Source organism: Pseudomonas saudimassiliensis (assembly GCF_000939975.1).
GTDB lineage: Bacteria > Pseudomonadota > Gammaproteobacteria > Pseudomonadales > Pseudomonadaceae > Halopseudomonas > Halopseudomonas saudimassiliensis.
In genome coordinates, this window is sequence record NZ_LK391969.1 from 1,337,631 (window position 1) to 1,350,086 (window position 12,456).

Below are 12,456 nucleotides of genomic sequence, written 5' to 3' on the forward strand. Positions count from 1 at the left end.
CTGGCCCCTGTCCCGGGGGCGTTATCGCCATTCGAAGGATACCCATGCTCTATCTCGTCGCCGTCACCCTGCTCTGGGCCGTTTCGTTCAGCCTGATCGGCGAATACCTGGCCGGGCAGGTCGACAGCTATTTCTCCGTGCTGACCCGCATCGTGCTGGCTGGCGCCCTGTTCCTGCCGCTGCTGCGCCCGCGCCAACTGCCCCGCGGCGTGGCGCCTGGCCTGTTGGCGGTCGGCGCGTTGCAGTTCGGCCTGACCTACATCTGCCTCTACCTATCCTTCGAATTGCTGACGGTGCCCGAGGTGCTGTTGTTCACCATCTTCACCCCGCTCTACGTCGCGCTGGTGGACAACGCCCTGCGCCGGCGATTCAGCATCGGGCCGGTGGTCGCCACGGTCATCGCCGTACTGGGTGCGGCCATCATCCGTTATGACGGTATCAGTGATGCGTACGTGAAGGGCTTCCTGCTGCTGCAACTGGCCAACCTTGCTTTCGCTGCCGGTCAGGTTGGCTACGCCCACCTGGTACGGCATTTCCAGGTGGATAGGCGCCAGCAGTGGCACGGCTTCGGCTTCTTTTTCATCGGAGCGCTGCTGGTGGCGCTGCCGGCCTGGCTGGTATTGGGGGATGCCCAGCGCCTACCCCAGACGCTGCTGCACTGGAGTGTGCTCGGTTGGCTGGGACTGGTCGCCTCGGGGCTGGGGTTTTTCTTCTGGAATCGCGGAGCGACCCAGGTGGACGCCGGGACCCTGGGCATCATGAACAACGCCCTGATTCCAGCGGGGTTGGTGGTGAACCTGTTGATCTGGAATCAGCAGGCCGATCTGCTCCGCCTGCTGTTGGGCGGCGCGGTGATCGGCCTGTCACTCTGGTTGAATCTACGCTGGGACAGCTGGCTGGGGCGGATCAGAAGATCAGCATCAACAGACCGATGATGACGAGCAGGCCGACCAGAAAGATGATACCCACGGTGCTGGCGAGAAACTTGAGCATAATGACTCCATTTTCAGGGGGTGTAAGGTTTCGACCCGCCCATCGGCCCGACAGTTCACGCCACGACGTCAATCACCGGATTTGGGCAGCATGCGGCTGAACACCTGCTTGGCCGTCTGCTTGATGATGCCGCGCTGGTCCGGATCACCCTGCATTAGCGTCTGGGTATAGGCCTTGGCCTGGGCCAAGGTCATATGTGGCGGCAGCGGTGGCACATCCGGATCGGTCTTGAACTCGATCACCACCGGCCGGTCAGCTGCGAGCGCTTCTTCCCAGGCGGCAGCCACGGCGTCCTCGCGATCCACATAGATGCCCTTGAGGCCAATGGATTCCGCGAACCGGTGGTAGGGCACATCGGGGATATTCTGCGAGGCCTCGAACTTCGGATCGCCCTGCATGGCCCGCTGCTCCCAGGTCACCTGGTTGAGGTCTTCGTTGTTGAACACGGCGCAGATCCAGTGATGGTTGTCCCACTCCCGCCAATACTTGGCCACCGTGATCAACTCGGCCATGTTGTTCATCTGCATCGCCCCATCACCCACCAGGGCCACCACCGGCCGGTCCGGATTGGCAAACTTGGCTGCAATGGCGTAGGGTACCGCCGCGCCCATGGACGCCAGCCCGCCCGACAGCGAACACAGCATGTCGCGGCGGATCTTCAAATCCCGGGCGAACCAGTTGGCGCAGGAGCCCGAGTCGCAGGTGACTACCGCCCGGTCCGGCAGGCGCGGCGACAGTTCATAGACCACCCGCTGCGGGTTGATCGGGTTCGCCGCCACCATGGCCCGGGCTTCCAGGGTCTTCTCCCAGTCGGCCCGCCAGGCTTCCACCTGGCGGCGCCAGCTGCGATCGGTCTTTTCCGTGAGCAGGGGCAGCAGCAGGCGCAGGGTTTCCGCTGCGTCGCCCTGCAGGCAGACCTCCATCGGGTAGCGCAGGCTCAGCATGTCGGCCTTGATATCGATCTGCACGCCCCGCGCCTGGCCTTCCTTGGGCAGGAATTCGGCGTAGGGGAAGCCCGAGCCGATCATCAGCAGGGTGTCGCACTCGGTCATCAGCTTGTAGCTGGGCTCGGTGCCCAGCAGGCCAATGGAGCCGGTGACCCAGGGCAACTCATCGGGCAGCACCGCCTTGCCCAGCAGCGCCTTGGCCACCCCGGCGCCCAGCCGCTCCGCCACCTGGATAACCTCATCGGTCGCGCCCAAGGCCCCGGCGCCCACCAGGATGGCGACCTTGCGCCCGGCATTGAGCGCCTCGGCGGCCAGCTCCAGATCCTCCCGGTAGGGCACGACCTTCGGCCGACTGTAGCCGATCCCCGAGTGCGCCATGCCGTGGGCATGGGCCGGCTCGACGTATTCCTGGTCCTGCAGATCATTGGGCAGGATGATGGTCGCTACCCGGCGTTCGCCATAGGCGGTGCGGATGCCGCGGTCCACCAGATGGCGAACCTGGGCGGGCGTGGCGGCCTGCTGCACGAAGGCGCCGGATACGTCCTTGAACATGGCCGCCAGGTCAACCTCCTGCTGGTAATGGCTGCCCAGGCTGGTCAGTGCCTGCTGGCCGACGATCGCCAGCACCGGCATGTGATCCAGGCGGGCATCATACAGGCCGGTGATCAGGTGGCTGGCACCCGGCCCCGAGGTCGCCAGGCAAACCCCCAGGCCGCCACTGAACTTGGCATCGGCCGAGGCCATGAAGGCGGCCATTTCCTCATGGCGCGCCTGGATGAAGCGGATCTTGCCATTGGCCCGATTCAAGGCTCCCATCACCCCGTTGATGCCGTCACCGGGGTAACCATAGATGCGCCGGATGCCCCATTCGTACAGACGCTCGACGAAATAATCACTGACTGTGGTTGCCATGGGATCACCCTCCTCGGCTCAACGTTATCGACCCGAACACGGCTGGGGTGACGGGCGCTGCTGAGATTGTGACCGGGGGTCATCGGCCGGGTTCAGGTGGATTTTTCCTGATCGACCGGCATTTACCCCATTGATGAGATTGCGTCCGCCGCTGCAAAACCGGATGCTCTGGCCATAGCCCATGACGGATACACCATGCCATGACCGACCAAGACAAGACCTTGCCCCTGAGCTTCAGCTTCTCGCCCCGCTATACCGATCTGGATACCTGGCGGCACGTGAACAACTCGCGGATTTACCAGTTGCACCTGGAAGCCCGGGTGCGTGCCCATGTCAGCCGCTTCGGTGAGGACGCCTGGTTCTCCGACGATGTGCGCCTGCGGCCGCTGCGGACCATCACCGACTATCGCCAGGTCAGCTGGTACGGCAGTGACATCAATGCCTGGATCAGCGTGACAGATTGCCACGAGGACAGTTTCCGGCTGCACAGCGAGCTGTACCAGAACGGCGTGCTGGTGGGGACGCAGGAAACGCTGATGGGCGCCTTTGAAAAGGGCCACCGGGTGGCGCTACCCGATGACATCCGGACGGTGATGGCCGGCGTCAGCAACGGCAGCGCCAGCCCGCTGGCGCCGGCCGAGTACCGCGACCACCTGCAGCATGCCCACAACTTCGCCATTCGCGAACAGCTCATACCGCGCTATGCGGACGTGGATGCGGACAGCCAGCGCAGCGAAGCCGCTTTGGCGCTGTACATGGAGCAGGCCCGCTCGACCGGCATCCGGCAACTGGATTTCGATGGTTTGGGGGTGTTGGTAGCCTCGGTGGATGTCAGCTTCGAGCACTATCAGGCGGGCTGGTCGCCCGTGGCGCTGGCCGCCGGGATCAGCCGTATCGGCAACAGCTCCTTCCTGTTCACCACCTGCGCCCTGCACAAGGACGCGGTGCAGGTCAGCGCCTGCAGCGTGATGGTGGTGATTGATCCGGCCACCAGCCGGCCAGTGCCGATTACGCCAGCGCTGCGGGAGCAGCTGGAAGCCTGGTTAATTTGAGGTAACAAGGCGGGCTTCCTGCAGCAGCCTGCTCAACGCGGACCACGCCCTGGTTGGTCAGCCCCCTGGGATTGTCGAGCACCAGCTCGACAGCGTTTTCCGCCGGACAACACTGATGCCACCGCCAGCAAGGTACGAGCTGGTGCTCGAACCTCCCAAGAGGCTGGACCGGCGACGCTGATCAACCTCCCTGGGATTGTCGAGCACCAGCTCGACAGCATTTCCGCGGACGGCACCGAGGCCATCGTCAGCAAGGTACGAGCTGGTGCTCGAACCTCCCAGGAGGCTGTCGCCGGGACCGCTGATCAGCCCTGATCGCCCCCGGCCACTGGCAGGATGGTGCCAGTGATATAGCTGGCCGCATCCGAGGCCAGGAATAGGATGGGTTCAGCCTGCTCATCCAGGGTGCCGTAGCGATGCATGAAGCTGCTGTTGTTGGTCTGCTCGATCAGCGTCTGGTACCAGCCCTGCTCCCGCTCGCCCTGCGCCTCGGTATTGCGCGGCGTCAGCCGCGGTGGCGCTTCGGTGCCGCCGGGGGCGGTGGCGTTGACGCGAATGCCCTGCTCGGCATACTCGAACGCCAGGTTCACCGTCAGCCCGTTCACCCCGGCCTTGGCGGCGCCGTAGGGCACGCGCATCAGGCCGCGGGTGGCGACGGACGAGACGTTGACGATGGCACCCTTCTGCTGGGCAACCATGTAGGGCAATACCGCGCGGCAGCACCACAGGGTCGGAAACAGCGAGCGCTGGATCTCCTTCTGGATCTGCTCGGGCTGGTAGTGCTCGAAGGGCTGGGCCCAGATGGTGCCACCAACGTTGTTGATCAGCACATCGATACGGCCATATTCCTGGTGGGCCCGGGCCATGACACTTTCGGCCCCGGCCCAGGTTTCCAGGTCGGCCTGCAGCGCCAGCACCTCGATGCCCTGGTCGCGCAGTTCACCGGCCACGCCCTGCACATAATCGGCGATATCCACCAGCACCAGCCGGGCACCCTCGGCGCCGGCCAGCTCGGCTACCCGCCGGCCGATGCCCTGGGCGGCGCCGGTAATGACCAGCACCTTGCCTGCGAAGCGGGCGCTCATGCGACCTCCTGCACCGTCACGCTCGGTGTGAAGCGTTCGTAATGGAAGGAGTTCGGCTCGATGCCCTGCTCGCGGAAGTAGCCCAGCACGGCATCAACCATGGCCGGCGGCCCGCACAGATAGACATCCACATCGCCGCCGTTGAGCGGCGCTGCATCCATGTGGTTGGTGACATAGCCCTTCTGCGGGTGTGCGCTCTCGGAGCTGGACACCACGGTAGTAAAGGTGAAGGCATCGATCGCACTGGCAAAGGCTTGCAGCGCCGGTACGCAGACCAGGTCCTCGTCGTTGGACACGCCATAGACCAGGTGCACCGGTTGCTCACTGCCGCTGACCTTGAGCTGCTCCAGCATCGACAGGATCGGCGCCAGACCGGTACCGCCGGCCAGCATCACCACCGGCCGCTCGACTGCGCGCAGGTAGAAGATGCCCATGGGCCCGGCCAGCTTGATCTGGTCGCCAGTCTTGGCGCTGCCCACCAGCCAGGTGCTCATCAGGCCGCCCGGCACGTTGCGAATCAGGAAGCTCAGCTCCCGGCTGCCGGGGGCGGAACTGAAGGAATAGGCACGGGTCTCGCTGCTACCGGGCACCTGGATATTCACGTACTGGCCGGGCAGAAAGACGATATCGGTATCAGCGGTGACCTTCAGCTCGATGGTAGTGGGTGAAATCAGGTTCACCTCGGCCACGGTACCGGTGGTCTCCATGATGCCGGTCTTGCACATGTTGGAGGCCACCGGGACGTTCACCACGCAATCGCTGGACGGCACCATTTGGCAGGTCAGCACCAGGCCCTGGGCCGCCTCGTCCTCGGTCAGCGCTTCGTCGATGTATTCCTCGCCCAGATCGTACACGCCCTGCTGGCAGCTGCCCTTGCAGGTGCCGCAGACGCCGTCGGAGCAGTCCATCGGCAGGTTGATCTTGTTGCGGTAGGCCGCATCCAGCACGGTCTCGCCGCTGTTGCAGTTGATGAAGCGGGTGACGCCGTCTTCGAAATTGAGTGCGATGCTGTAGCTCATGTCGGTTCTCCCGCTCGATCACAGGTGATAGATGTCGATCACCTGGTTGATGTAGTCGTTGTTCAGAATGGCCTTCTTGTTGGTGATCACCGGCTGTTCACCGGTGATATCCAGCGTGTAGAAGGCGGTGCCGAAGAACATCTGGGTGGTGTGGTAGCGATGGCTGTTGGTCTGCCAGTTGAAGCGCAGCTTCACCTGACTCTCGTCCCGCTCCAGGATCTCCAGATTGGTGCGCAGGTGGGTGGTGCGCGGCTCGGGCATGGAAGTGGCACCGGAGCGCTCGGTCTTGATCCGGTAGACGCGATCCTCCAAGCCCTTGCGGTTGGCGTAGTAGATCAGCGACAGCTCGGTCTGCGGATCCTCGGTAAGGGTGTCCTCGTCATCCCAGCAGGGCATCCAGTACACCGCTTCCTCGTGGTAGCAGGTCAGCCACTCGTCCCACTGACGGTCGTCCAGCAACCGCGCTTCGCGATTGATGAACGCCTGGATCTGTTCGAAGGTCATGCTCATGCCAGCGACTCCTGTGCAGTGAGGGCGACGAAGCGGGCGCGCTCGGTCTCGACCGCACGCAGCATTTCCGCGACCCAGTGTTCGTGGTGGGTGACATACAGGCCTTCGTCTTCAGGCTTGAGGCCACTGAGTGTCGGCTTCAGATCGATACGCTGGGCGCCCTCATCGGCCCCTTCGATCCAATGCGCGGCGCCGCGGCTCATGTCGTTCCACTTCAAGCCTTCGGCGTTATAGCCCTGCTGGCAGGCGCGGAATTCTTCCAGGTCGTCCGGCGTACCCATGCCGCTGACGTTGAAGAAGTCTTCGTACTGGCGGATGCGCTTGGTGCGCTCCTCCGCCGGCTCGTTCTTCGGTGCCCAGCAGTAGATGGTGATCTCGGTCTTGTCCACGGAGATCGGGCGCAACACGCGGATCTGGGTGGAGAACTGGTCCATCAGGTACAGGTTGGGATAGACGCACAGGTTCTTGGTGGTGTTGACGATGGCATCGGCCCGCGCCTCGCCGACCTTCTCCTGCAGCCGCGCAAGGTGCTTGTATACCGGCCGCACCTGGGGGTTGGTCAGGCGGGTCCAGAGCATCATGTGGCCGTTCTCGAAGGCATAGAAACCGCCGTCGCTGGACCAGCTCTTGGCGTCCACGGCCTCGGTGCCGCCCTTTTCGTAATCGCGCTGGCCCATGGTCGACAGGTAGTTCCAGTGCACCGTGCCCACGTGGTAGCCATCGGCGCCGTTTTCCGCGGTCAGCTTCCAGTTGCCTTCATAGGTGTAGGTCGAGGTGCCACGCAATACTTCCAGGCCGTCTTCGGCCTGATCGACGATGTTGTCGATGATCTTGGTGGTCTCGCCCAGGTATTCCTGCAGCGGCAGCACGTCTGCATTCAAGCTGCCGAACAGGAAGCCGCGGTAGTTCTCGAACCGCGCCAGGCGCTTGAGATCGTGGGAGCCATCGGTATTGAAGCTCTCCGGGTAGCCGCCCTTCTTCTGGTCACGGGCCTTGAGCAGCTTGCCATCGTTCTTGAAGGTCCAGCCGTGGAACGGGCAGGTGAACGAGCTCTTGTTGCCGCGCTTCTTGCGGCACAGGGTAGCGCCGCGGTGCGAACAGGTATTGAGCAGCCCCTGCAGCTCGCCTTCCTTGGTGCGGGTGATGACCACCGGCTGGCGACCCAGGGTCAGGGTGAAATAGTCACCGGGGTTTTCCACCTGGCTTTCATGGCCGAGAAAGACCCAGTTGCCCTCGAAGATGTATTTCATCTCCAGGTCGAACAATTGCTGATCGGTAAAGATGCTGCGATCGCAACGGTAGTTACCGCTGGCCGGATCTGCTTCCACCGCGCCGCGAATTTTCTTCTCGAGTTGGTCGAGTTGCCGAGTCATGTGCATAACTCCTTCTTGTTAGGTGATCACCGACGCGGGTACAGCCACCCGCACCAGCCCGGTATCGGGCTGGCGGGGTCCTGCGTACTGGTGAAGCGGGGTGGTTCAGGCGACGACTGCGTCTTCCAGGGCGCGCTTGCGCTCATGGCGGGCTTGCAGCTCGGCCTTGTCGGTAGAAACCAGCTGGAAGTCGAAGACCACCTCCGTGATCGGACCGGTCACACCGTGCTGCTCGCCGATGGCGGAGTGTTCGACCGGGCGGGCTTCGACCACCAGCTCATCGCGGGTCGCGAAGGCGAAATCGTCGTAGGTGAACTGGTCACCGGCCAGGTTGATCTGGGTGGTCAGGTGCTTGTGACCCGGCGCGGAGATGAAGAAATGGATATGCGCCGGACGCTGGCCATGGCGACCCAGCAGGTTCAGCAGCGCCTGGGTCGAACCCTCGGGCGGGCAGCCGTAGCCGGACGGAATGATCGAGCGGGCGACATAGCGACCGTTTTCATCGGTCTTGATCCGACGACGCAGGTTGAAATCGCTCTGCGACTTGTCGAAGTAGGAATAGTTGCCCTTGGAGTCGGCATGCCAGACATCGACGATGGCATTGGCCAGGGGCTTGCCGTCTTCGTCGGTGACCTGGCCGGTCAGCAGCATGGCCTCGCCGGTCTCGTCGGTACCGTCGTCCATCCGCGCAAAGCCCTCGGCCAGCGGCGCGCCAGCAACGTACAGCGGGCCTTCGATGGTGCGCGGCGTGCCGCCAGCCAGACCGGCGGCCTCGTCCTGGGCGTCCATGCGGATATCGAGATACTTGTCCATGCCCAGCCCCGGGGCCAGCAGGGAAGCTTCCCCGTTCTTGCCCAGTTCGCCGACGTAATAGACCGCGGACCAGAATTCTTCGGGGGTGACGTCGAAGTCTTCAATCAGCTGGAAGACATCGCTCATGAACCGGTGAACGATCTTCTTGACCCGCTCATTGCCCGCTTCCACATGGAAGCCAGCTACTTTTTCCAGCAATTCACGAACATCGGCAGTGTGGGTAGTTTTGACTGACATGGTTGTGCTTCCTCATCTATTTTTCTTATCGCCCAATCATCGTGCAAAAGGCGGCAATGTTATCGACGGCGCTGCCTTGCCTGGGTGGCGCCTGGTGTACAGCGGTCTATCAGCGGTCGTCCTCGTGGATCGAGGAGGGGTGACGGCACAGCGGCGCCACGGTGATATCCATGTAGGGGAACAGCGGCAGGTTGCTGATCAGCTCCTGCAGCTCCGCGTTGTCCTGCACGTCGAAGATACTGACGTTGGCGTAGCTGCCAGCTACCCGCCACAGGTGGCGCCATTTGCCCTGGCGCTGCAGCTCGTGGGAATACGCCTTCTCCCGCGCCTTGATCTCATTGGCCACATCTGCCGGCAGATCGTGGGGAATGTTGACCTTCATTTCGACTTTGAACAGCATGTTCGCTTCCTCGTTACTTGCGGCGGTATTCAGCCAGCTTGGCTTCATCGATCTCGACGCCCAGGCCGGGACCGCGGGGCAGATCCACACCGTTGTCATGGAAGTGCAACGGTTGAACCACAATGTCGTCTTTCATCAGCAGCGGACCGAACATCTCGCTGCCCCAGTGCAGGGTTTCCAGGGTGGACCAGGCATGCAGCGAGGCCGCAGTGCCGATGGTGCCTTCCAGCAGGGTGCCGCCGTACAGGCCGATGCCCGCTGCCTTGGCGACCGCGGCCTGCTCCAGCGCGCGCAGCGGACCACCGGCCTTGGCAATCTTCATCGCCACTGCACCGCTGAACCCTTCGGCGGCCAGCTTGTACATGTCGGTGGCGTCGGCCACGGCCTCGTCAGCCAGGATCGGGATATGGAATTTGGCCGACAGCCGGGCCAGGGCGGCGTAATCCTTCATGGGGATGGGCTGCTCGACCAGATCGATACCGGCTGCCTGCAGCTCGGCCATCCCCCTGGCGGCGGTAGCCTCGTCCCATGCCTGGTTCACATCCACCCGCACACTGGCCTGTTCGCCGACGGCGGCCTTGATGGCGGCCACGTGGCGCACATCGTCCATCACCGGGCGCGAGCCGATCTTCAGCTTGAAGTCACAGTGGCGCTTGGCGGCCATCAGGGTTTTCGCTTCGTCGATGTCCTTGGCGGTATCCCCGCTGGCCAGGGTCCAGAGCACCGGGATGTGCTGGTGCACGGCGCCGCCGAGCAGGTCGGACAAGGGACGGTTCATGCGCTTGCCGTAGAGATCCAGCAACGCCGTCTCGATGGCTGACTTGGCCAGATTGTTGCCGCGGCTCGACCGATCCAGCATTACCCTGAGGGTATTGATGTTGTCGGCCGGCTGGTTCAACAACTGTGGCTTGAAATAGGTGTCGATGGTAAGTTTGACGCTCTCGGGACTCTCCGGGCCGTAAGCCAGGCCGCCGATGGTAGTCGCTTCGCCCAGCCCCTCGAGACCCTCGGAATCCTTGAGACGCACGATTACCATGGTCTGCACGCCCATAGTGGTCATCGACAGCTTGTGCGGCCGGATGGTCGGGATATCGACCAGGATGGCTTCTATGGACTGAATGGTGGCTGACATGTGTTCTCCGAATGGGCGACAAAAGGACCGTGAGTCGAACAGTACGAAGTTTCAGCCGTGCCAACCAATATTGAATAAGTAGCTAGCGATACCCTGGAGGTATGGATGGAGCTCAGACACCTGCGTTATTTCGTCGCAGTCGCGGAACAACGCAATTTCACCCGTGCGGCAGAAAAACTCTTCATCGCCCAGCCGCCCCTGACCCGGGCCATCAAGCAGCTGGAAGAAGAGATCGGTGTGGAGCTGTTCATTCGCAAGGCCCGGGGCCTGGAGCTGACCTCCGGGGGCAGCTACTTTCTCGCCCACGCCCAGCAGATCCTCGACAAGGTCGAGGCCACCATCGCCGATACCCGGCGCATCGCCTCCCATCGCAAGACCATTTTTTCCATCGGCTTCGTGCCCTCGGTGTTCTACGGCCAGCTACCCTTGATGGTGCGCCGGCTGCGGCAGAACAAGAACCTGGAAATCGTGCTGCATGAGCTCAAGACTCGGGAGCAGGTCGAGGCGCTGAAGTCGGGCAAGATCGATATCGGCTTTGGCCGCATACGCATCGAAGACCCGGAAGTGGACCAGGAAAAGCTGTTCGACGAGCCGCTGATCGCCGCCCTGCCCGTTGCCCACCCGCTGACCGCCGCGCCCCCCACCATGAAAGAGCTGGCGGATATGAACATGATCGTCTTCCCCTCCGGAGCGGGGCCCAACTTCTCCGACCTGGTGCATGGGCTGTTCCGGCGCCGCGGCCTCAAGGTCAATGTGATCCAGCAGGTCAACGATCTGCAGACGGCGCTATCGCTGGTGGCCTCCGACATGGGCTTTACCCTGGTGCCGGAGCAGGTTCGGCGGCTGCAACGGGAGGACGTGGAGTACGTGCCACTGGCCGATAGCGGCATCACCGTGCCGGTGCTGGCCTCCCGCCGCCACGGCGAAAACCCGAACGCCATCATGCGCCTGACCAACACTATTCTGGCGGAGCTGGTGGAAAACCGGATTGCCGGTCGCTACCCATGAACCGCGCCAGATATAGCTACGACTTTCGACGGACAACGGCCCTGGCTACTTGACGGAGCAAATCGCCTGACCGCAAGATGTTCGCATTAAAAACTTATGTTCGTACTGCGAACATATTTAACATTCACCGGACAGGACATTTCCCATGACATTCTGCATTCATCAAGGTCGCACCATCAGTTACCGCCTGCTCGGCAAGTCCAGCAATCCCCTGTTGATGCTCGCCCACCCACTGGGCATGACCCAAGGTATCTGGGATGACATGCTTCCCGAGCTGCTCGGCCGCTTTCGCGTCCTGACCTGGGACCTGCCCGGCCATGGCGCCAGCAGCGCCTGGCCAGATGACAACGACGCTATCGATGCAGAGGACCTGGCCCAGGAAGCACTGATGCTGGCAGGGTTGGCTGGCGCCAAGCAGTTCCACTTCGCCGGCACCTCCATTGGCGGCGTCATTGGTCAGCAGCTGCTGAGCCAGCACGCTGACAAGCTGCTCTCCGCCACCCTGACCAACACCGGCCCGGTGATCGGCACCCCCGCAGCCTGGCGCCAGCGTGCCGATATGGTCATGGAAAAGGGCCTGCAAACCATGGCCCCGGACCTGGTCCCCCGCTGGTTCGGCCCCCAAGCGTGCGCCGCCCAACCGGCGCTGGTCCCCGGCTGGTGCGTCCAACTGGGCCGCAGCGACAACCGCAGCTACGCCCTGCTGTGCCTGATGCTCGGCCGCAGCGACTTCAGCGAAGCCTTCAGCAATGTGCAGGTGCCGCTGCAGATCATCGCCGGCAGCGACGACATCTCCACCCCGCCAGCGTCATTGCAAGCATTGGCCACAGCCTTGGACGCGGCTGAGCCAGTGGTGTTGGAAGGCGTGGGGCATGTGCCGGCGGTGGAAAGTCCGGAGAAGCTGGGAGAGCTATTTAAAAAGTGGGTATGAACACAGGCGATTGAAGATTACAGGCACAGGTTGCAATGATCTGT

Annotated in this window: 13 protein-coding genes; 4 read left to right on the forward strand and 9 right to left on the reverse strand. The window is 62.9% G+C overall.

Features of this window, described 5'->3' with window-relative positions:
- The first annotated feature begins 44 nt into the window (after positions 1-44).
- Entirely contained in the window at positions 45-935 is an 891-nt protein-coding gene (locus VG99_RS06230; protein ID WP_044498878.1) for a DMT family transporter, read from the forward strand.
- On the opposite strand, the gene VG99_RS16510 is transcribed toward VG99_RS06230, so the two are convergent.
- Positions 907-993 carry a small membrane protein YohP gene (locus tag VG99_RS16510; protein ID WP_158023955.1) on the reverse strand — a complete coding sequence of 29 codons (87 nt, stop codon included), beginning with the start codon at positions 991-993 and terminating at the stop codon, positions 907-909. The genes VG99_RS06230 and VG99_RS16510 overlap by 29 nt on opposite strands.
- 68 nt (positions 994-1,061) lie before the next feature.
- A complete protein-coding gene (locus VG99_RS06235) occupies positions 1,062-2,852 on the reverse strand; it encodes a thiamine pyrophosphate-requiring protein (RefSeq protein WP_044498879.1) in 1,791 nt (596 codons plus the stop codon).
- A gap of 200 nt (positions 2,853-3,052) precedes the next feature.
- On the opposite strand from VG99_RS06235, the gene VG99_RS15475 reads away from it, so the two are divergent.
- Complete coding sequence (locus VG99_RS15475) at positions 3,053-3,904, forward strand: acyl-CoA thioesterase family protein (protein WP_052508712.1); 852 nt, start codon at positions 3,053-3,055, stop codon at positions 3,902-3,904.
- Positions 3,905-4,209: 305 nt separating this feature from the next.
- Here the strand turns inward: VG99_RS15475 and benD are convergent, their stop codons facing one another.
- The 7 genes from benD to VG99_RS06275 all read right to left on the reverse strand — a co-directional run bounded on the left by benD (position 4,210) and on the right by VG99_RS06275 (position 10,473).
- On the reverse strand, positions 4,210-4,989 hold the full coding sequence (gene benD / locus VG99_RS06245) for a benzoate diol dehydrogenase BenD (protein ID WP_044498881.1): 780 nt from the start codon (positions 4,987-4,989) through the stop codon (positions 4,210-4,212).
- Positions 4,986-6,008: a benzoate 1,2-dioxygenase electron transfer component BenC gene (benC, locus tag VG99_RS06250; RefSeq protein WP_044498882.1), complete on the reverse strand. Its 1,023-nt coding sequence runs from the start codon at positions 6,006-6,008 to the stop codon at positions 4,986-4,988. Before benC ends, benD begins: the two co-directional genes overlap by 4 nt.
- Before the next feature lie 18 nt (positions 6,009-6,026).
- On the reverse strand, positions 6,027-6,518 hold the full coding sequence (gene benB, locus VG99_RS06255) for a benzoate 1,2-dioxygenase small subunit (RefSeq protein WP_044498883.1): 492 nt from the start codon (positions 6,516-6,518) through the stop codon (positions 6,027-6,029).
- Positions 6,515-7,891, reverse strand: a complete 1,377-nt coding sequence (locus tag VG99_RS06260) for an SRPBCC family protein (RefSeq protein ID WP_044498885.1) — start codon at positions 7,889-7,891, stop codon at positions 6,515-6,517. Before VG99_RS06260 ends, benB begins: the two co-directional genes overlap by 4 nt.
- 105 nt (positions 7,892-7,996) lie before the next feature.
- Positions 7,997-8,941, reverse strand: a complete 945-nt coding sequence (catA, locus tag VG99_RS06265; protein WP_044498886.1) for a catechol 1,2-dioxygenase — start codon at positions 8,939-8,941, stop codon at positions 7,997-7,999.
- Between the two features lie 109 nt (positions 8,942-9,050).
- Entirely contained in the window at positions 9,051-9,341 is a 291-nt protein-coding gene (gene catC / locus VG99_RS06270) for a muconolactone Delta-isomerase (RefSeq protein WP_044498887.1), read from the reverse strand.
- 13 nt (positions 9,342-9,354) lie between these two features.
- Positions 9,355-10,473, reverse strand: coding sequence for a muconate/chloromuconate family cycloisomerase (locus VG99_RS06275; RefSeq protein WP_044498888.1), 1,119 nt, complete (start codon positions 10,471-10,473; stop codon positions 9,355-9,357).
- 105 nt (positions 10,474-10,578) lie between these two features.
- Here VG99_RS06275 and VG99_RS06280 point away from each other — a divergent pair, with 105 nt between their 5' ends.
- Both VG99_RS06280 and VG99_RS06285 read left to right on the forward strand, forming a co-directional pair.
- Complete coding sequence (locus VG99_RS06280) at positions 10,579-11,481, forward strand: LysR family transcriptional regulator (RefSeq protein WP_044498889.1); 903 nt, start codon at positions 10,579-10,581, stop codon at positions 11,479-11,481.
- A 145-nt stretch (positions 11,482-11,626) separates the two neighbouring features.
- Positions 11,627-12,412 (forward strand): alpha/beta fold hydrolase, encoded by a 786-nt coding sequence (locus VG99_RS06285; protein WP_044498890.1) that lies wholly within the window; start codon positions 11,627-11,629, stop codon positions 12,410-12,412.
- Positions 12,413-12,456 lie beyond the last annotated feature (44 nt).

Excerpts from the sequence above, each read along its gene's own strand:
- VG99_RS06230 (WP_044498878.1), top strand. The coding sequence starts at position 45 with ATGCTCTATCTCGTCGCCGTCACCCTGCTCTGGGCCGTTTCGTTCAGC.
- VG99_RS16510 (WP_158023955.1), bottom strand. The coding sequence starts at position 993 with ATGCTCAAGTTTCTCGCCAGCACCGTGGGTATCATCTTTCTGGTCGGC.
- VG99_RS06235 (WP_044498879.1), bottom strand. The coding sequence starts at position 2,852 with ATGGCAACCACAGTCAGTGATTATTTCGTCGAGCGTCTGTACGAATGG.
- VG99_RS15475 (WP_052508712.1), top strand. The coding sequence starts at position 3,053 with ATGACCGACCAAGACAAGACCTTGCCCCTGAGCTTCAGCTTCTCGCCC.
- benD (WP_044498881.1), bottom strand. The coding sequence starts at position 4,989 with ATGAGCGCCCGCTTCGCAGGCAAGGTGCTGGTCATTACCGGCGCCGCC.
- benC (WP_044498882.1), bottom strand. The coding sequence starts at position 6,008 with ATGAGCTACAGCATCGCACTCAATTTCGAAGACGGCGTCACCCGCTTC.
- benB (WP_044498883.1), bottom strand. The coding sequence starts at position 6,518 with ATGAGCATGACCTTCGAACAGATCCAGGCGTTCATCAATCGCGAAGCG.
- VG99_RS06260 (WP_044498885.1), bottom strand. The coding sequence starts at position 7,891 with ATGACTCGGCAACTCGACCAACTCGAGAAGAAAATTCGCGGCGCGGTG.
- catA (WP_044498886.1), bottom strand. The coding sequence starts at position 8,941 with ATGTCAGTCAAAACTACCCACACTGCCGATGTTCGTGAATTGCTGGAA.
- catC (WP_044498887.1), bottom strand. The coding sequence starts at position 9,341 with ATGCTGTTCAAAGTCGAAATGAAGGTCAACATTCCCCACGATCTGCCG.
- VG99_RS06275 (WP_044498888.1), bottom strand. The coding sequence starts at position 10,473 with ATGTCAGCCACCATTCAGTCCATAGAAGCCATCCTGGTCGATATCCCG.
- VG99_RS06280 (WP_044498889.1), top strand. The coding sequence starts at position 10,579 with ATGGAGCTCAGACACCTGCGTTATTTCGTCGCAGTCGCGGAACAACGC.
- VG99_RS06285 (WP_044498890.1), top strand. The coding sequence starts at position 11,627 with ATGACATTCTGCATTCATCAAGGTCGCACCATCAGTTACCGCCTGCTC.